Raw genomic sequence first — 16,787 nt, forward strand, 5'->3', positions numbered from 1 at the left:
TCGACGAGATGGACGCCGCGCTGATCGACTGCCGGCTCTGCCCCCGCCTGGTGGCCTGGCGCGAGCGGGTGGCGCGCGAGAAGCGGGCCGCGTTCCGCGACGAGACCTACTGGGGACGACCGGTTCCCGGCTTCGGACCGACGGATGCCGCACTGCTGGTCGTCGGGCTGGCACCGGCCGCGCACGGCGCCAACCGCACCGGACGGATGTTCACCGGCGACCGCAGCGGCGAGGTGCTGTACGCGGCGATGCATGCCGTGGGCCTGGCCAGCCAGCCGACCGCCACCCACATCGGGGACGGCCTGACGCTGCGCGGCACCCGGATCACCGCACCGGTGCACTGCGCGCCGCCCGCCAACAAGCCGACCACCCTCGAACGGGACACCTGCCGCCGCTGGCTCGACGAGGAACTGCGACTGCTGACGCCGACGCTGCGAGCGGTGCTGGTGTTGGGCGGTTTCGGTTGGCAGACACTGCTTCCCACGCTGCGGGAAGCCGGCTGGGCGGTGCCCGTCCCGAGACCGAAGTTCGGGCACGGGGCGCACGTGAGGCTCGAACCGGACACACCCGGGCGAGAACCGCTGCACGTGTTCGGCTGCTACCACGTCAGCCAGCAGAACACCTTCACCGGACGGCTCACCCCCGCCATGCTCGAGGCGGTGCTCACCGACGCCGGACGCACCGCCCGACTGCTCTAGGACCCGGCACTCCCGGCGTCGAGGCTCCCGGTGTCGAGGCTCCCGGTCCCGAGGCTCCCGGTACCCCCGACGTCGGGGGTACCGGCCCAACCGGCGGGGACGTGCCCGATGCGCACCCGCTGCGGGTGGTCGCCCACGGCCACGGTCGCCACCTTCTGCCCGGTCGCGAAGTCGATCGCGCTGACCGAATCGCTGGCGCTCTCGGAGATGACGCAGTGCGTTCCGTCTCCGTTGACCGTGGCCCAGTAGGGCTTTGCCGCCGGAACGGTCGGGGACTCCTGCAGGGTGACCGTGTCGACGATGGTCACGTAGTCGTCCATCGTCCCGGCGATGCACAGCTTGCCGCCGTCGGGACTGATGGACATGCCGTGGTGGCGTGAGTCGTTGACCCAGGTGGTCCGGTCCGGATTGGTGTCCGGGTTCTTCGGAAGTTCCTTGACCCGGGTGATCTTGTCGGTCGCAACGTCGTACTCGACGAAGCCGTTGAAGAAGGACACCTGGAAGTACAGCTTGCTCTCGTCCGGGCTGAATGCCACGGGCCGCACCGAGTCCGAGAGATCTTGGCGGCCAAAGGCGTCCAGTCGATCGCGCATGTCGATCACCCTGACCGTCTGGAAGGTCTGGGCATCGACCACGGTGATCCTGCGGTCGCCCTTCRTCGAGTCCTGCGACGGGTCGTCCGTCCCGGTGTTCACCTCGCCGATGGACATGTTCCACAGGTAGCGGCCGCCGTCGGTGAAGACATTCTCGTGCGGCTTGTCCCCGGTCTTGAACGACCCGACCTGTGCACCGGTGCGAATGTCGAGCACATGCACCGTGTTGCTGGTGGACGCGGAGACGGCGACCCGGCTGCCGTCCGGCGAGACCGCCATGTGGTCCGCGCGGAATCCGGACACCGGGAAGCGCCAGTTGATCTTTCCGCTGGCCAGGTCGATCGAGACCACGTCGGCGAAACTTGGCCGGGACGCCACCACCGCGGACCCGTCCGGGGTGGTGTACATGTCGTCGACGAACTGGTCGTGGCCCTCGCCGGCGGTCAGTCGCACCCCGAGGAAGAAGGCCAGCTTGACCGGGTCGAGGTAGATCTCCCCGAGTCGCTCCTGCTTGTCCGGGATGACGTTCACCCGCCCGACCTTGGCGTAGCCTCCGGTCGACTCGATGACATCCGCGGTGCCGTCCCAGTTGTTGCCGACGAAGAGCACCTCGGCGAGTCCGGCCGTGGGCTGCGCGACGGCGGGTCCCGCGCCGGTGCCGACCACGAAGGTGGCGGCGACGGCGGTGACCGTTGCGGCCGTGGCCCAGCCCTTCCGGCGGCCGCGGGTCATCCTGCTCGATGCCTCGATCACGTGTCTGCTCCAGTCGTCGCGCTGCCTCGGTCGACCGGACGCTAGCAGCCGTCCGTCCGCAACCAGCGGCAATCGGCGAATCGAACCCCGGAGGTACGTTCTAGCTCGGGCGGGCCGATGTACCGCGCGCGACCGCCGCGTCCGAGGCGAACTTCAGCAGCAGCAACCCGGCGGGCACCAGCCCGCAGACCAGCAGCAGCAGGGTGCGCCAGTCCGCGAGCAGCAGTCCGTCCCCGCCGGGCCCGGACATGCACAGCACGATCCCCACGAACCAGCCGATCACCGGCAGCGCCATCCGCGACGTCCGGTCGGTGACGGTCCGCGCACCCAGCACCAGCAGCACATTGACCACCCCGGCGACCAACACGCTGACCGGGAACGGCACGGTACCGAGCCGGACGGGCAGGAACAGGACGGCGAGCACGGCGGTGAGGATGCCGTCGAACACCAGCAGCGCGAGGATCGCGGAGTCGAGGATTCCGGGCGCGGTGTGGGCTGGTCGAACGCTGGCCGTCATACGACGATCGTAGGCGGCGTGGTCAGTCGACCGGCGGGTAGCCGAGCATGGTGAGCAGGTGGCTCTGCATGTCGACGAACGAGTACAGCCCGTTCATGTACATGTCGTGGTAGAGCTGCGCATTCGGCCGGAGGGAGTCGACGAACGCCACGATCGAGTTCTGCACGTCCCAGTTCACTGTCGGGTTCCTCCCTGGCTGCCACACCGCCACCCATGTGACGTACCGCACACCCTATGCCGCCGGGGGCGCGCTGTCGCCACCCCGACGGCCGTGCGGGGTCAGCCGACCGGGACGCCGGCGAACAGGTCGTGTTCGCGGCCGTCCGCGCCGACCGGGCCGAGCTCACCCCGGGCCAGGGTGAAGTGTTCCTCGCCGAGGATCGGCAGCGCGATGTTGTTCGACAGCGCGTATTCGGGGCCGAGGTCGGAGACGGAGACCTGGGTGGCGTGGGCGGCCAGCGCGGCCCGCTTGGCGGCCAGTACCCCCGTCACGTCCACCGCGGTGGTCACCGTCTCGTCGGCGACACAGGCCCGCTCCCCGGGCTCAGGCAGGCGCCAGGTCTGCGGCAGCTCCCCGATGGCGCAGATCCCGTTCTCGAGCGCGGCGTGCTCGGTGACGGTCCAGTACAGCTTCGCCACCTCCCAGGGTGTGCCCGCGTCCGGGTGGGCGCCGGTGCCCGCGGCCTCGACGGCGGCGGTGACCAGCCGGTGCGCCTGGATGTGGTCGGGGTGCCCGTACCCGCCGTTCGGGTCGTAGCAGACCACCACCTGGGGCCGTAGCTCCCGGATCGCCGACACCAGTGCGGCGACCACCTCGTCGCGGTCGGCGTTGACGAACGCCCGGGGGTTCTCCGCGGACGGCGTGCCCGCCATGCCGGAGTCACGCCAGCGCCCGGCTCCCCCGAGGAAGCGCGGACCCGCGGCCCCGAGCTCGGCCAGCGCGGCGGTGAGTTCGTGGATCCGGTAGCCGCCGAGCTGGTCGGCGCGGTGGGCCACCAACTCCGCCCACTCGTCGCCGATCACCTCGCCCTCTTCGCCGAGGGTGCAGGTCAGCACGGTCACCTCGGCACCCTCGGCGGCGTAGCGTGCGATGGTGCCGCCGGTGGTGATGGTCTCGTCGTCCGGGTGCGCGTGCACCAGCAGCAGCCGTCGGGCATTTTCGTTGCGCGCCATCACTTCTGCTTCCTCGACCAGTGGGCTGAGTCGGCGAAGATGCCGACCTGGATCGGACCGACCAGGGACACGCCCTCCACGTCCGGGCCGGCGGCGACCACGGTGGTGTCCTGCAGCACCGGCAGCACCGCGGCGAGGTCCCACAGCCGGGGCTCGGCCTGGGCGATCACGTGGGCGACGTCCGCGGTGCCGCGCAGCGCGTCGTCGATGCCGACCTGTAGCGCCGGGTCACACAGCCCGGACAGGTTGCTCGGCCCCTCCCCCGGCGTGGACTCGTCTGTGCCGGTGGGCGTTTCGTCGCCGTCGGGCGACACCGTGGTAGGCACCCCGGGCGGCGGGCAGCTGAACCGCGAGGCCAGCGACGTCGCCGGGTCCGATCCGGCGCGAACCCAGCCGACGATCGCGTCGACCTGTCCGCTCAGCACCGCGCGGCCGTACAGCTCGTCGGCCCGCAGCGTATTCACCGTCACCTCGACCCCCGCGCCACGGAGCTGGTCGGCGGCGGTGTTCGCGACCGCGATGGCACTGTCGTCGTTCTCCGGCGCACCGATGACGATCCCGAACTGCTTGCCGTCCTTCATCATCCGACCCAGGGTGCGCTGCGCCGGGTCGTCGACGGCCGGGACAGCGGGCTCGTACAGGTAGCCGGCCTCGGCGAGCAGGGCCAGCGACTGCTCGGGCGTCCTGCGCGGCGGCGCGGTCGGCGCGTAGCCCGGGTCGGACGGCGCCAGCACCTGGGCACGGACCACCGTGGCGTCCGCCCCGTCGGGAGTGCCGACGCGGGCCAGCAGCTCGGGGTCGAGCAGGCCGAGCAGGCCGCTGCGGACGCGCGGGTCCGCCAGCGCCGGTACCCGGCCGTTGAGGGTCAGTTCGAGGACCCGCGGCTGGAAGGTGGTGGCGGCACGGACCTTCGGGATCGCGGCCAGCTGGGACTGCAGGGGCGCCGCGCCCCGAACCTCGGCCACCTGGGCGTCGCCGGACCGCATCGAGTCGGCCAGTTGCGAATTCGAACCGCCGCGGCGCATCAGGATCCGGTCGGCGACTGCCGGCTGCCCCCAGAACCTGTCGTTGCGCTCGAGCAGGATCTCGTCGCGGCCGCGATCGATGGACTTGATGTGGAAGGACCCGCCGGAGACGGGGATGTTCTCCGCCAGGCCGCGGGCGAACCCACCCGGGGTGTCCTTCACCAGGTGCGACGGCAGCAGGTCGGTGAACAGTTCGCGCCACGCCGGGTAGGGCGAACGCATGGTGACGGTGACGGTCTTGCCGCCCTCCGACGAACCGATGTCGTCGATCAGGGCGTATCCGGCCGGGTCGACAACCCCGGGCTGGCTGGTCATCTGCTGCCACAGGTACCGGAAGTCCTCGGCCGCGATGGGCGCGCTGTCGGACCACTGGGCCTCGTTGCGGAGCCGGTAGGTGACGGTGAACGGCTGCTGCGCGGTGACGTCCGCGGAGATCAGCAGGGACTGGTCGGGAACCCAGTCGGTGCCACCGGGATGTCCGGGGGTGGGCACCGGGCGGAACGGGCTCGGCAGCACCATCGAGGTCACCGCGGAGGTCACCGGCGACTGGTCGGAGAGCAGGTGCGGGTTGAAGCCGAGTCCCACGTCGTCGATCGCCACCACGACGGTGTTCTTGGTGGTGACGGTGGTGGTCGGCTTGGGGCTGCCGGTGCTCTCCACCGGTGGCGGCGGATTCGCGGTGCAGCCGACCAGGGTCAGACCGGCGACCAGGGCACCGGCAATCGGCAGGATCCGCCGGTCACGGCGGAGCGACCAGGTTGCGCCGGAGCGGAGCCGTGCGCCGCGTCGTCCTGCTCGGTGCACTCGACCGTCCCTTCGTTTGCGGCTGAACCGACCGTGCGCGAAGCGCAGACTTTACAGCGCGGCCTTGTCACGCGACTTCGCACGCGAACGCTCACGCGCGCGGTCGGTCTGCGACAGGTGCAGCTTGCGGACGCGGACCACCTCGGGGGTGACCTCGACGCACTCGTCGGCGGCACAGAACTCCATCGCGCCCTCGAGGCTCAGCTCGATCGGCTTCGCCAGGGTCTCCATCACGTCGGCGGAGGACTGACGCATGTTTGTCAGCTTCTTCTCACGGGTGACGTTGATGTCGAGGTCCTCGGCGCGCGGGTTGATGCCCACGACCATGCCCTCGTAGGTGTCCGCACCCGGCTCGACGAAGAACGTGCCGCGGTCGGCCAGCTGGATCATCGCGAACGGGGTGACCGTGCCGGTGCGGTCGGAGACGAGCGAGCCGGTGTGGCGGGCGCGGATCTCGCCGGCCCACGGCGCGTAGCCGTGGAAGACGGCGTTGGCGATGCCGGTGCCGCGGGTCTCGGTGAGGAAGTCGGTGCGGAAACCGATCAGGCCGCGCGACGGGACGATGAACTCCATACGGACCCAGCCGGCACCGTGGTTGGCCATCTGGACCATCTTGCCCTTGCGGTTCGCCAGCAGCTGCGTGATGGCGCCGAGGTACTCGTCGGGGGTGTCGATGGTGAGCTCCTCGAAGGGCTCGTGCACCTTGCCGTCGACGAGCTGGGTGACCACCTGCGGCTTGCCGACGGTGAGCTCGAAGCCCTCGCGACGCATCTGCTCGACCAGGATGGCGAGCGCCAGCTCACCACGGCCCTGGACCTCCCAGGCGTCCGGGCGGCCGATGTCGAGAACCTTGAGCGAGACGTTGCCGACCAGCTCCTGGTCGAGCCGCGACTTGACCATGCGGGCGGTGAGCTTGTGGCCCTTCACGCGGCCGACCAGCGGCGAGGTGTTGGTGCCGATGGTGACGGAGATGGCGGGCTGGTCGACCGTGATGCGCGGCAGCGCGACGGGGTTCTCCAGGTCGGCGAGGGTGTCGCCGATCATGATGTCCGCGAACCCTGCGACGGCCGCGATGTCGCCGGCGACGGCAACCTCGGCCGGCTGGCGCTCGACGCCGACGGTGGACAGCAGCTCGGTGATCTTGGCCTTGGTGACGACCGGCTCGCCGTCGACCTCGCGCATCCACGACACGGTCTGGCCCTTACGGAGCTCGCCGTTGTGGATGCGGACCAGCGCAAGGCGGCCGAGGAACGCCGAGGCGTCGAGGTTGGTGACGTGGGCCTGCAGCGGCGCCGCGGCGTCGCCCTTCGGCGCCGGCACGTGCTCCATCAGGACCTTGAACAGGGCGTCGAGGTTCTCGGCGTCGGGCGCGGTGCCGTTCGCGGGCTGCTCGATGGACGCCTTGCCCTCACGGCCGGACGCGTAGAGCACCGGCAGGCCCAGGGCCAGCTCGGCTGCCTCGGCGGCCTCGTCGGACAGGTCCGACGCCAGGTCGAGGAGCAGGTCCTGCGCCTCGGTGACGACCTCTTCGATGCGGGCGTCGGGGCGGTCGGTCTTGTTGACCACCAGGATCACCGGCAGCGACGCGGCGAGCGCCTTGCGCAGCACGAAGCGGGTCTGCGGAAGCGGGCCCTCGGAGGCGTCGACGAGCAGAACGACACCGTCGACCATGGACAGGCCGCGCTCGACCTCGCCACCGAAGTCGGCGTGGCCGGGGGTGTCGATCACGTTGATGACGGTGACGGACCCGTCCTCGTTGTGCCGGTGCACCGCCGTGTTCTTGGCGAGAATGGTGATGCCCTTCTCGCGTTCGAGATCACCGGAGTCCATCACGCGGTCGACCAGTTCGGCACGTTCGGCGAACGCTCCCGACTGGCGGAGCATGGCGTCGACGAGGGTGGTCTTGCCATGGTCGACGTGTGCGACGATGGCAACATTGCGGAAGGTGGTGCTAGGCACGCTGCGGTCTCCTGGCTGGCTGATTCCGCCACGCGAAACTTAGGCTCGCACGGCTCGGGCGGCCGCGTCGCGAATGCGAATTCAACAGGCACAGAAACGTCCTGTGCAGGCATTGCGGCCAGCTAGATACTACCTGCCAGAACCAATTCCTCCGAAAAGTGCAGCGTAGATCACCCGAATCTGCTAATCCGCGGCCGCTTCCGAGAACCAGCCGGACGGCCCCACGGCACCCCCAGCCGGGGTGCGGAGTGGTCCATGAACACCCTCGACACCAACTCCCGCCGGCCCGAGACGCCGGCCTTGACGACGACCGCCTCGAGGCGGTCCTGGACGGTGTACGGCGACAGGTGCAGCGTCTTGCCGATCCCGGCCGTCGACCCGCCCTGGAACACCTGCCCACCACGTCCCGCTCCCCGGGGGCGCACGGCCGGCGCCGCCGGTCAGTCCGAACTCCTCGCTCCCGAGCTCACTACTGAGGGTCCGCTAACGTGGAGGGTGTCCCGGACGACCGGGTCTCACGTTCGAGCGGGAGGACCGGGCCGCACATGGGCAAGGTCAAGGCGAAGAAGGTCTCAGGACTCAAGCCCAAGAAGAAGTGCTGCCGCAGCAAGAAGCGGTGCCTCAAGTGTCCCGTCGTCATCATGCGGATGAAGAAGCTCGAGAACGAGGGCGTCAAGGGCAAGGACCTCAAGAAGGGGCTCAAGAAGGCGCGCGCCGCGTGAGCGCACGCCTCCCCGAACCCCTGCCGGGTCAGCACTTGGGTGTAGTCGGGTTCCCGACGACCCGATCGTCGAGCCACTTGCAGGCCGGCCGGATTCCTACCAGGCCGTAGAGCACGTGGTCGACCCCGGGACCGGAAGGCGTACTGGACGTCGACTCGCAGCCCTGACGAAACCGGCTGGGGCCGCAGGTTTCCCGATTCGGGCGCCACCGATGACCTAGGTCGCCGATCTCGAATTCTCCGAGAACGGTCCGCTACTGCCGGGCGCTCTCCACCCGCAACAGCGTCAACAGGTCCGGCAACCAGACCCGGTCGTTCGGGACCAGTTCCGCGGCCGAGAGTTCCGCCGGTCCGACCCAGCGCACCGCCGAGTGCTCGAGTGCCGCCGGCTCACCGTCGAGCAGCGTCACCCGGTAGGCCCGCAGCACCATCCCGTTCGGCAGCGGGACGTCCGCCCCGACCCGTCCGCCGACCGCGGTCAGCACGCCGAGTTCCTCGACCAACTCCCGGCGCAGCCCCTCGGCAGGCGTCTCCCCGGGCTCGATCTTGCCTCCCGGCAGCTCCCAGAGCCCGGCCAGCTCGGGCGGGCCGACACGCTGCGCGAGCAACAGCCGACCGCCCGCGACGATCGCCGCCGCCCCGACTTCTCGCGCTTCGTCGCTCTGCATGGGACCATCATTGTCATGGCTGACTTGCTGCCGGACACCGAGGTCGACGCCGCGCTCGCCGCACTACCGCACTGGCACCGCGCCGGTGACACGCTGGTCCGCACGATCAAATCGCCGACCTTCCCGGACGCCGTCGCACTGGTCGACCGGGTCGCGGTGGCCGCCGAGACGCGCAATCACCACCCGGACATCGACATCCGGTGGCGAACCGTCACCTTCACCTGCTCCACCCACTCCATGGGCGGAATCACGACACTGGACGTGGAACTCGCTCGGGAGATCGACCGGCTGGCCGCGGGCTGACCCGCCGCGCCCAGATCAGCCACAGGTAGAACGCCACGGCGCCGATCACGTTCACCGCACCCAGCCAGGCCAGCACACCGGGGCGGGAGATGAGCCAGATCGAGTCCTGGAAGAAGCTGAGCACCCACGGCACCCCGACCAGGATCGCGGTCAGCCAGCAGGCCGCCAGGACCCGCGACCCGCGCCGGTCCGAGAGCGGGCCGTGCACCAGCCAGATCAGCATCGGGATCAGCCACACCCAGTGGTGCGACCACGAGATCGGCGAGATCAGCAGACCGAACACCTGGACGACCACGAGGGTGCCCAGCAGGTCCTCCGCGCCCAGCGACCGCCACGCGAGCAGCGCCAGTACCGCGGCAACGGCGACGGCGGTGAGCCACAGCCACCCGCTCTCCACGTCGTGGCCGAGCAGCCTGCTCAGCGCGCCGCGCATCGACTGGTTCCACACCGACCCCACGGGACCGATCCGGGAGGCGTCGCCGAGCAGGTGCTCGAAGTACCGCCGCGCTTCCGACCCGACGACCAGGTAGCTCAGCCCCACGGTCCCGGCGAACGCGACCGCTGAGAAGACGGCGGCCCGCCAGCGCCGCCGCAGCACGAAGTACAGCCCGGTGATCGCCGGGGTGAGCTTGATACCCGCGATCACGCCCACCAGCCCGCCGGCCACCCACCACCGACTGCTGCGGACCGCGACCATCGCACCGAGTGCGAGGAACACGTTGACCTGCCCGTAGTCGAGCGTCGAGCGCACCGGCTCGGTCCACATCCCGATCGCGGTCCACACCATCGCGATCGACGTCCAACGTGGGTCGAGCGCACGCGAGCCCAGCAGCAACTCCAGGCTCATCTTGACCAGCAGGTAGAGCGCACCGATGGTGAGCAGTTGCCAGAGCACCCCGACCAGTCCGAACGGTAGGTAGTGCAGTGGGAGGAACACCAGCGCCGCGAACGGCGGGTAGGTGAACGGCAACGGGAAGTCGGGCGTCAGCTCCGAGTAGGTGTAGTCGTACAGGTTGCCGTCGAGCAGCGCGGCCGAACCGTCGACGTACACGTGCAGGTCGACGAGGTTCATCCCGTTCTGGCTGAGGAATCCCCAGGCCATCCGGACCAGCACGGCGACCGCCAGCAGGACCGGCGCGAACCGCAGCAGGCGCTCCGCGCGTGGTCCGGTGCGGGGGCTGCGCGCCTCCGTGAGAAGCGCAGGTGCGTGAGGTGTCTCGGACACAGTGTCGGGCTCTCCCGTGTGGTGTGGGGCGACGGGTCGAACCCGAAGTAAGTTCGCGGGCGAGCCTACGGCAGTCACGCGGCGGGCCGCGAAGCCCCAAACCTCCTCCATAACAGTTGCATCAACAACCTCTGGCTTCACTCTGTTCACAGGCTATGGTCACCAGACAGCCGTCAACCGCAGTATGTTGAATAGAATGCCTGGCGACAGCCGAATCGCCGTGGACATGGGCCGCAGATCGGCACCGCCGCGAGGCTGGTTTTTCTAACGCTGTACAACCGCCAGGCTGCCTGCATAGAGTGGCCGCTCGACACGAGTGGCCGGCCAGGCCGGCCGACGCTTGAGAACAAGGATGGGGAGACCGTGCTTCGTACGCGAGGAACGCGCAGAACGATCACCGGGTTGGCGATTGTCGCTGCCACCGCAATGGCGGTGCCGGCAGGCGTATCCGCCCAGCCCGCACCGGCTCCGATCCCCGAGGGCATCGAGTCGCTGGCGGCCATCGCGCCGGCCATCATCGGCGCCGCTGCCGGACCGATGGACATCGCCGGCGGCCCGCAGGCCGATCTCCTGGCCCAGGCCAAGGCCATGCTGGAGGCCGCGAACCTGCCGCCGCAGACCAAGGCGACCCTCGAGAAGGTCATCACCTTCCTGGACGGCAGCGGCGGCGGCGGCCCCGAGCTCCCCCCGGCTGACGGCCCGGCCATCGCCCAGTTCCTCTACCCGTCCATCGGCAAGGGCTGCATCGACGGCACCGGCGACTCGATCGCCACCGCGCTCGCCGTGCCCGGCCCCGCGCACCTGCCGCCTCCGGGACCGACCGCCGAGCAGGCCGGGTTCGTCTTCACCGCGCTGGGCACCAGCAAGGCAACCGCCGAGCAGCCCAACCCGCTGACGGTCTCGTGGGTCAACATCGACAACCAGCGGACCGGAACGGACACGCTGACCACCGCGTCGCGGATCAACCCGGACGGCCCCGCCACCCTCTCGGCGATCGCCAACACCGGCCGCGGCCGCGTGCTCGCGGTGATCTCCGGCGGTCTCACCACCGAGTCCACCCCCGCACCGGTCACCTGCAGCTTCCTGCCGACCCTCGGGATGGTCACCGTCGGCTGACACCGACACCCGATCCACGTGTGAAGGGCCCCTCGCCTCGGCGAGGGGCCCTTCTGCGTGCGCCGGCCAGGTGGTCGAGCCGGGAGTCCTGTGGTAGACCGAGGAATGACCTCCTCCTCCAGACGCTCCGGGTCCGGTCGTTCGTGGAAGTCCAACCACTCCCGACGCTCGATCCTCTCGATCCGCTCGGAGGGGTCGATCCTCTCGATCGGCTCGTCCTACTCGATTCTCTCGATCGGCAGTGTCGGCTCGATCCTGTCGATAGGCTCGATCGGATCGGCCGGCTCGGCGCTGTCCACCGGTTCGTTCGGCAGCATCGGCTCGGCGCTGTCGGGGCTGTCCCAGTGGTCGGTGCTGTCGTGGCGCGCCACCCGCGAGAGCCCCGGCGAACGTCCGCTCCGCGTGCTGCCCGAGGAACCGGAACTGGCGGCGTCACCGCTGGCACACACCCAGACCTGAGCGAGGGAGAAGATCCACGTGACCGAGCCGACCAGGCCTGAGACCGACCGGCAGACGACGAGTCCGCGCTGGAGCAGGGCCGAACTGGAGAGCGCCTTCGAGGGCTACCAGCGCACCGTCGTCGAGGCCACGGAAACCGGGAACTGGAACCTCTTCGCGGACATGTTCACCGAGGACGCGACCTACGTCGAGCACGCGTACGGGAACTTCGCCGGGCGCGAGGAGATCCGCGAGTGGGTGGTCCGCACCATGACGTCCTTCCCCGGCAACCACATGCCCGAGTTCCCCGCAGCGTGGTACACGGTGGACGAGGACCGTGGCGTGGTCATCTGCGAGATCCGCAATCCCATGCGCGATCTCGGCGACGGCAGGACCCACGAGGCCTCGAACCTGACCATCCTGCACTACGCGGGCGACGGTCTGTGGTCGTGCGAGGAAGACGTCTACAACCCCATGAAGTTCCTCCAGATGGTCAAGCGGTGGTGCCGCAGCGCCGATGCCGCGGGAACCCTGCCGGACGAGGCCCGGAAGTGGCTCGCCGCGGTCGGCGTGTAGCGGACTACTCCGGCGTCGCCTGGGTGGTCGGCGGCGTGGCGGGGGCGGTCGATCCCGCGGAGATCCCCGCGTAGAGGTTTGCGGCGACCGTGTACAGCAGGTTCACGATGACGTCCATGTCTTCTCCGATTCCGTTGTGGGCATGCGTGTCTGACGACGGTACCGGGCTGACGGGCTGCTTCGGCACGAACCGCCCGACCGTCGACATCCGGCGCGGAGCGCTCTGACGGGGCTACGCTCCGAACATGAGAATCGCAGCAGCTGTAATCACCGCCTCTGCCATTGTCTTCGCCGTCGCGGGCTGTAGCTCGAACGACAATGGCAGCACCGAAACCACCACGAACAGCGCCAAGGACAACGTGTCCGCCGCGCTCAGTTCAGCGGCCAACGCGGCTGAGGGGGCGGTGTCCTCGGCCGGCGCGGCGGCCGGGTCGGCCATCTCCTCCGCCGGCGCCGCGGCCAGCACGCTGGCCAGTCAGGCCCGAGGCGCCGTAGACACGGCCAAGGTCTCGACCTTCACGGTCGCTTTCAAGACCAGGTACCCGAGCCTCGCGGAGGGCCGTGACGACGCGGTGATCGGCGACATCCTCAACCAGACCTGCGCCGACATCAACGCGAACAAGCCCGAGTCCGAGGTCGTCACCTCGCTCGAGGCCAGGGCCGGGAACGAGGGCACGGCCGCGACCCCGGAGCAGGCGCAGGAAATCTACAACATGGCCAAGCCGCTCTGCTGACACAGCGACCCGACTGAACCCGGGTGGTGGTCGTTGACCGGTCAGGCCAACGACCACTGCCCGTAGTCGGCGCGCAGGATCGCATTGAGGTCGACGCCGACGCCGTCGACTGCGCGCTTGTCGATCTCGTACTGGTGCAGGTGGGCGTCCGGGTGCACGTAGCCCTTCGGCGTGCCCCAGTTGTGCTGCCAGTAGAACGAACCCAGTCCCGCCGCCTGCAGCACGTCCAGCGTCCCCGAGTTCGCGTACACGCCGGTGTTCTCGTGTCCCACCACCGACTCCCAGCCCTCGATGTACGGCAGGACCTGGGTCGCGATCTCCGTCGCCGTCGGCTTGTCGTCGATGGACGCGTAGATCGGCCGGTTCTCCGGTCCGCCCGCCGCCAGGTGCAGTTCGAGTCCGCGCTCGGCGTGCCGTCGGCCCGCGTCGAACCCGCCGTGCCAGTCCGCGGTCGCGGCCTTGCCGAACTGGTAGCAGGACACCACCTCGAGGCCGGCGTCGGTGAGTGCGGTCGCCTCCGCTGCGCGCATCGGCTTGCCGGTCATCCACGTCGCGTCGGGCCTGGGGTCGGAGACGTAGCGGATCGCGCCGGTGTGCCCGGCGGCCAGGATCGCCGCCGCGTCGGGCACGCCGCCGGAGTAGTCGACGAGTGTCCCCAGGCTGGGCGCGGCGACGGCGGGGGTCCCACCGAGCGCGGCCACCCCGAGCGCGGCGGAACCGACCGCCGCATACCTGAACAGATTCCGACGTGACACGTCCACGTTTGCCTCGCAATTGCTGAAGGGGTCGGCCCACCGAAGATCCTGTGCATTCCATCACACCACCGCCAGCCTCGCCAGTTCACTTCCGTTCCACCAGTCACATCGTTCGGTCGCCGTGCGCAAGCCCCCCAATGCTCCACACAACCCGTCACCACGATGATCGCCCCCTGTACCCTCTCCGCCGGGGGTCGTAGAGGCAGGCGCACCGGTGCCTGCCGCCGCGATGGGAGGGATGTGCCGTGCCGTACCTGGCATTCGGGCTGTTGACGCTTGCACTGTGGGTTTTCTGCCTGGTGGACGTACTGACCCGGCAGGACTGGGAGGTACGTCATCTCCCGCGACTCGCATGGTTGTTCATAGTCCTGCTGGTGCCGACCGTCGGATCGCTTCTGTGGCTGATCCTCGGCCGCCCGCAGGGCCCGCCGCGGCCGGCGGCGCAGCGACAGTATTCGTCGCACTTCGGAGAGTACGAACGGCCCGGCCGCCACGTCGCACAGAACCCGGCCGACGATGAGGCCTTCTTACGGCAGTGCCGCGAGCGCGCGGAGGAGCAGCGCCGCGTCGCCCGACAGCAGCGCCTGGCTCGCGACCCCGAACAACCCGACGAGCGCTAGTCGCTCGGGTCGTTTCCCGCCACCGTCCGGCGGGCAATCTCGAGCAGGTCCGGACGGCCGAGCACCGTCACCACGTCGCCGACGCACAGGACCGTCGAGGCGGCGCCCGGCAGCACGGCGTCACCGCGCTGCACCGCAAGCACCAGGCAGCCGCTGGGCAGCACCCCCTGCCCCAGCGGGCGTCCCAGCACCGTGGCGCCCACGCCCACCCGCGCCTCGAGGACCTCCACGTGCGAGCCCACGTTGGCGACGCGCCGCTCCTCGGCCTGCACCTCGGCCCGGTACCCGTGGACCAGATCGCGGACAGCGACGATGCCTCGGACCCGGCGACGGCCGTCGACCACCGTCGTCCACCGGACTCGATCCGACATCGCGTCCAGCGCCTGGTCCAGGTTCCCCGCGACGTCGACGGTCGCGGCGCTCGCATCGACCCGGCGGGCGAGCGGTCCGGTCGCCCGGTCGTCCGGCAGGGCGTCGAGGTCCGTGCGCGTCACCGTCCCGGTGAAGCGCCCCTCCCCGTCGACCACCGGGGCCCCGGGCACGCCGGCCGCGTGCATCCGCTCGGCTGCCGTCGCGCAGGAGGTGTCGGCGCCGAGGACCAGCCGGGGCTCGGACATCGACCCCGCCACCGCGACCCGGCCGAGCAGGGGCATCCCGAGCCGCAGGCGCGCCGCGCGGGACTCTTCGCGGGTGCCCAGCTGCGAGCGGTAGATCGTCTTCCCGGTGCGCTGGACGATGAGGTACGACAGCCCGACGGCGAGCATTCCCGGCGCGAGGACGGTCAGGCTGCCGGTCATCTCCCCGACCATCACCATCACCGCCAGCGGCGCGCGGGCGATGCTGCCGAAGCAGGCCATCATCCCCACGATGACGAACGGCGCCGGGCTGTCCGGGATGCCGGGCGCGAAGGGTTCGAGCAGCCGCCACACCGCGGCCCCGATGAACGCGCCGATCACCATGCCCGGACCGAAGATGCCGCCCGAGCCGCCGGTGGCGATGGACAACGAGGTGGCGAGGATCTTCGCGACCGGCAGCACCAGCACCACCCACAGCGGCATCGCCATCAGGGACTCGCGCCCCAACGACTGCTGCACCCAGCCGTACCCGCTGCCGAGCACCTCGGGCAGCGCGAGCGCGAGCAGGCCGACCAGCAGCCCACCGATCGCCGGCTTGAGTACTCGACTGCACGGGACCCGGGCGGACAGGCCCGCGACGCCGTAGAACATGCCCGCGTACAGCAGCCCGATCAGCCCGCCGAGGACCCCGATCACGGCGAACCACACCAGGTGCAGCGGATCGGTGAACCGGTAGTCCGCCGCCGCGTAGCCGAACAGCGGCGCGAAACCCAGCAGCGAGCCGAACACCGAGTAGCTGACGATCGACGTGATCAGGCCCGGGATCACGGCGTCGAAGTCGAAGTCGTCGCGGTAAGCGATCGAACCGGCCAGCAACGCGCCGCCGAGCGGTGCCCCGAAGATCGCGCCGATGCCGGACCCGATGCCGACCGCGACCGCGATCCTGCCGTCGCGCGGCGAGAGGTCGAGAAACCGGGCCAGCAGCGAACCGAAGCCGGCCGAGATCTGCGCGGTCGGGCCCTCCCTGCCGCCGGATCCGCCGGACCCGATCGTGATCGCGGAGGCGACGAGCTTCACGACCACGGCGCGGACCCGGATCTTCCGGGGGTTGTGGTGGATCGCGTCGATCGCGTCGTCGGTGCCGTGGCCGGCGGCCTCCGGGGCGAACGTGAACACGATGAAGCCGGACGCCAGCCCGCCCAGACACACGATCAGCGGGATGGCCCACGGCCGGGTGAAGCCGCCGCTGCCTGCGCCGCCGCCCTCGCCCGCTGCCTCGGGCGGCGTGTAGCCGCCGAGCACCCCCAGCAGCAGGTGGGTGGCCTGGGTGAGTGCGAGGTAGAAGACGACGGCGCCGAGGCCGGCGATGACACCGATCGCGGCGCCGAGGACGAGCCACTTGCGCAGGTAGCTCGACCGGCCGATCCATCCGCCCAGCGAGGTTCCGGCCGACCGCACGGTCTCGTGCCATCGGTCCGTCGCCGCGCGGGCCGCGGACACCTCAGCCCGGCCCGGCCGTCATGACACTGGCGAG

The 16,787-nt window shown here is 70.2% G+C and carries 19 protein-coding genes and 1 pseudogene; 8 read left to right on the plus strand and 12 right to left on the minus strand.

The window, feature by feature from the left end:
• The first annotated feature begins 8 nt into the window (after positions 1 to 8).
• Positions 9 to 698, plus strand: coding sequence for a uracil-DNA glycosylase (locus AC1DU4_RS11745; RefSeq protein WP_477840079.1), 690 nt, complete (start codon positions 9 to 11; stop codon positions 696 to 698).
• Here the strand turns inward: AC1DU4_RS11745 and AC1DU4_RS11750 are convergent.
• The 7 genes from AC1DU4_RS11750 to AC1DU4_RS11780 all read right to left on the minus strand — a co-directional run bounded on the left by AC1DU4_RS11750 (position 695) and on the right by AC1DU4_RS11780 (position 7,914).
• Positions 695 to 2,044 carry a YncE family protein gene (locus AC1DU4_RS11750; protein WP_477839970.1) on the minus strand — a complete coding sequence of 450 codons (1,350 nt, stop codon included), beginning with the start codon at positions 2,042 to 2,044 and terminating at the stop codon, positions 695 to 697. The two genes, AC1DU4_RS11745 and AC1DU4_RS11750, sit on opposite strands and share 4 nt — an antisense overlap.
• A gap of 100 nt (positions 2,045 to 2,144) precedes the next feature.
• Entirely contained in the window at positions 2,145 to 2,561 is a 417-nt protein-coding gene (locus AC1DU4_RS11755) for a hypothetical protein (RefSeq protein ID WP_477839972.1), read from the minus strand.
• Positions 2,562 to 2,583: 22 nt separating this feature from the next.
• Positions 2,584 to 2,739, minus strand: coding sequence for a hypothetical protein (locus AC1DU4_RS11760; RefSeq protein ID WP_477839973.1), 156 nt, complete (start codon positions 2,737 to 2,739; stop codon positions 2,584 to 2,586).
• Between the two features lie 101 nt (positions 2,740 to 2,840).
• Positions 2,841 to 3,734, minus strand: a complete 894-nt coding sequence (mshB, locus tag AC1DU4_RS11765; protein WP_477839976.1) for an N-acetyl-1-D-myo-inositol-2-amino-2-deoxy-alpha-D-glucopyranoside deacetylase — start codon at positions 3,732 to 3,734, stop codon at positions 2,841 to 2,843.
• On the minus strand, positions 3,734 to 5,563 hold the full coding sequence (locus tag AC1DU4_RS11770) for an ABC transporter family substrate-binding protein (RefSeq protein WP_477839978.1): 1,830 nt from the start codon (positions 5,561 to 5,563) through the stop codon (positions 3,734 to 3,736). Before AC1DU4_RS11770 ends, mshB begins: the two co-directional genes overlap by 1 nt.
• Positions 5,564 to 5,614: 51 nt before the next feature.
• Positions 5,615 to 7,522, minus strand: coding sequence for a translational GTPase TypA (typA, locus tag AC1DU4_RS11775; protein ID WP_477839980.1), 1,908 nt, complete (start codon positions 7,520 to 7,522; stop codon positions 5,615 to 5,617).
• Positions 7,523 to 7,692: 170 nt separating this feature from the next.
• Positions 7,693 to 7,914 carry a helix-turn-helix transcriptional regulator gene (locus AC1DU4_RS11780; RefSeq protein ID WP_477839982.1) on the minus strand — a complete coding sequence of 74 codons (222 nt, stop codon included), beginning with the start codon at positions 7,912 to 7,914 and terminating at the stop codon, positions 7,693 to 7,695.
• Between the two features lie 153 nt (positions 7,915 to 8,067).
• On the opposite strand from AC1DU4_RS11780, the gene AC1DU4_RS11785 reads away from it, so the two are divergent.
• Positions 8,068 to 8,244, plus strand: a complete 177-nt coding sequence (locus tag AC1DU4_RS11785; protein WP_181762813.1) for a hypothetical protein — start codon at positions 8,068 to 8,070, stop codon at positions 8,242 to 8,244.
• A gap of 253 nt (positions 8,245 to 8,497) precedes the next feature.
• Here the strand turns inward: AC1DU4_RS11785 and AC1DU4_RS11790 are convergent, their stop codons facing one another.
• Positions 8,498 to 8,911, minus strand: coding sequence for a (deoxy)nucleoside triphosphate pyrophosphohydrolase (locus tag AC1DU4_RS11790; protein WP_072847074.1), 414 nt, complete (start codon positions 8,909 to 8,911; stop codon positions 8,498 to 8,500).
• 15 nt (positions 8,912 to 8,926) lie between these two features.
• Here AC1DU4_RS11790 and AC1DU4_RS11795 point away from each other — a divergent pair, with 15 nt between their 5' ends.
• Positions 8,927 to 9,214, plus strand: a complete 288-nt coding sequence (locus AC1DU4_RS11795) for a 4a-hydroxytetrahydrobiopterin dehydratase (protein WP_477839985.1) — start codon at positions 8,927 to 8,929, stop codon at positions 9,212 to 9,214.
• Here the strand turns inward: AC1DU4_RS11795 and AC1DU4_RS11800 are convergent.
• A complete protein-coding gene (locus tag AC1DU4_RS11800; RefSeq protein WP_477839987.1) occupies positions 9,159 to 10,550 on the minus strand; it encodes a mannosyltransferase in 1,392 nt (463 codons plus the stop codon). The genes AC1DU4_RS11795 and AC1DU4_RS11800 overlap by 56 nt on opposite strands.
• 252 nt (positions 10,551 to 10,802) lie before the next feature.
• Here AC1DU4_RS11800 and AC1DU4_RS11805 point away from each other — a divergent pair, with 252 nt between their 5' ends.
• From AC1DU4_RS11805 to AC1DU4_RS11820, 4 genes are all read left to right on the plus strand, one after another.
• Entirely contained in the window at positions 10,803 to 11,555 is a 753-nt protein-coding gene (locus AC1DU4_RS11805) for an Rv1157c family protein (protein ID WP_477839989.1), read from the plus strand.
• Positions 11,556 to 11,660: 105 nt separating this feature from the next.
• Positions 11,661 to 12,014: a hypothetical protein gene (locus AC1DU4_RS11810; protein ID WP_072847070.1), complete on the plus strand. Its 354-nt coding sequence runs from the start codon at positions 11,661 to 11,663 to the stop codon at positions 12,012 to 12,014.
• Between the two features lie 18 nt (positions 12,015 to 12,032).
• Entirely contained in the window at positions 12,033 to 12,569 is a 537-nt protein-coding gene (locus AC1DU4_RS11815; RefSeq protein ID WP_477839991.1) for a nuclear transport factor 2 family protein, read from the plus strand.
• 245 nt (positions 12,570 to 12,814) lie between these two features.
• Complete coding sequence (locus AC1DU4_RS11820; protein WP_477839993.1) at positions 12,815 to 13,303, plus strand: hypothetical protein; 489 nt, start codon at positions 12,815 to 12,817, stop codon at positions 13,301 to 13,303.
• Positions 13,304 to 13,344: 41 nt separating this feature from the next.
• On the opposite strand, the gene AC1DU4_RS11825 is transcribed toward AC1DU4_RS11820, so the two are convergent.
• Positions 13,345 to 14,064 (minus strand): DUF1906 domain-containing protein, encoded by a 720-nt coding sequence (locus tag AC1DU4_RS11825; protein ID WP_477839994.1) that lies wholly within the window; start codon positions 14,062 to 14,064, stop codon positions 13,345 to 13,347.
• 239 nt (positions 14,065 to 14,303) lie between these two features.
• Here AC1DU4_RS11825 and AC1DU4_RS11830 point away from each other — a divergent pair, with 239 nt between their 5' ends.
• Entirely contained in the window at positions 14,304 to 14,678 is a 375-nt protein-coding gene (locus tag AC1DU4_RS11830) for a PLD nuclease N-terminal domain-containing protein (RefSeq protein ID WP_477839996.1), read from the plus strand.
• Here the strand turns inward: AC1DU4_RS11830 and AC1DU4_RS11835 are convergent.
• Both AC1DU4_RS11835 and AC1DU4_RS11840 read right to left on the minus strand, forming a co-directional pair.
• Positions 14,675 to 15,331, minus strand: coding sequence for a CBS domain-containing protein (locus AC1DU4_RS11835; protein WP_477840081.1), 657 nt, complete (start codon positions 15,329 to 15,331; stop codon positions 14,675 to 14,677). The two genes, AC1DU4_RS11830 and AC1DU4_RS11835, sit on opposite strands and share 4 nt — an antisense overlap.
• 15 nt (positions 15,332 to 15,346) lie before the next feature.
• Positions 15,347 to 16,711 (minus strand): annotated as a pseudogene (locus tag AC1DU4_RS11840) (chloride channel protein); the annotation flags it as partial.
• Between the last annotated feature and the right edge of the window lie 76 nt (positions 16,712 to 16,787).

Source organism: Rhodococcus sp. P4_F5 (genome assembly GCF_056401315.1).

Bases quoted from the DNA above. Each gene is read 5' to 3' on its own strand.
- AC1DU4_RS11745 (WP_477840079.1), top strand. From the start codon at position 9: ATGGACGCCGCGCTGATCGACTGCCGGCTCTGCCCCCGCCTGGTGGCC.
- AC1DU4_RS11755 (WP_477839972.1), bottom strand. From the start codon at position 2,561: ATGACGGCCAGCGTTCGACCAGCCCACACCGCGCCCGGAATCCTCGAC.
- mshB (WP_477839976.1), bottom strand. From the start codon at position 3,734: ATGGCGCGCAACGAAAATGCCCGACGGCTGCTGCTGGTGCACGCGCAC.
- AC1DU4_RS11785 (WP_181762813.1), top strand. From the start codon at position 8,068: ATGGGCAAGGTCAAGGCGAAGAAGGTCTCAGGACTCAAGCCCAAGAAG.
- AC1DU4_RS11790 (WP_072847074.1), bottom strand. From the start codon at position 8,911: ATGCAGAGCGACGAAGCGCGAGAAGTCGGGGCGGCGGCGATCGTCGCG.
- AC1DU4_RS11795 (WP_477839985.1), top strand. From the start codon at position 8,927: ATGGCTGACTTGCTGCCGGACACCGAGGTCGACGCCGCGCTCGCCGCA.
- AC1DU4_RS11800 (WP_477839987.1), bottom strand. From the start codon at position 10,550: ATGGAGGAGGTTTGGGGCTTCGCGGCCCGCCGCGTGACTGCCGTAGGC.
- AC1DU4_RS11810 (WP_072847070.1), top strand. From the start codon at position 11,661: ATGACCTCCTCCTCCAGACGCTCCGGGTCCGGTCGTTCGTGGAAGTCC.
- AC1DU4_RS11820 (WP_477839993.1), top strand. From the start codon at position 12,815: ATGAGAATCGCAGCAGCTGTAATCACCGCCTCTGCCATTGTCTTCGCC.
- AC1DU4_RS11835 (WP_477840081.1), bottom strand. From the start codon at position 15,331: ATGCCCCTGCTCGGCCGGGTCGCGGTGGCGGGGTCGATGTCCGAGCCC.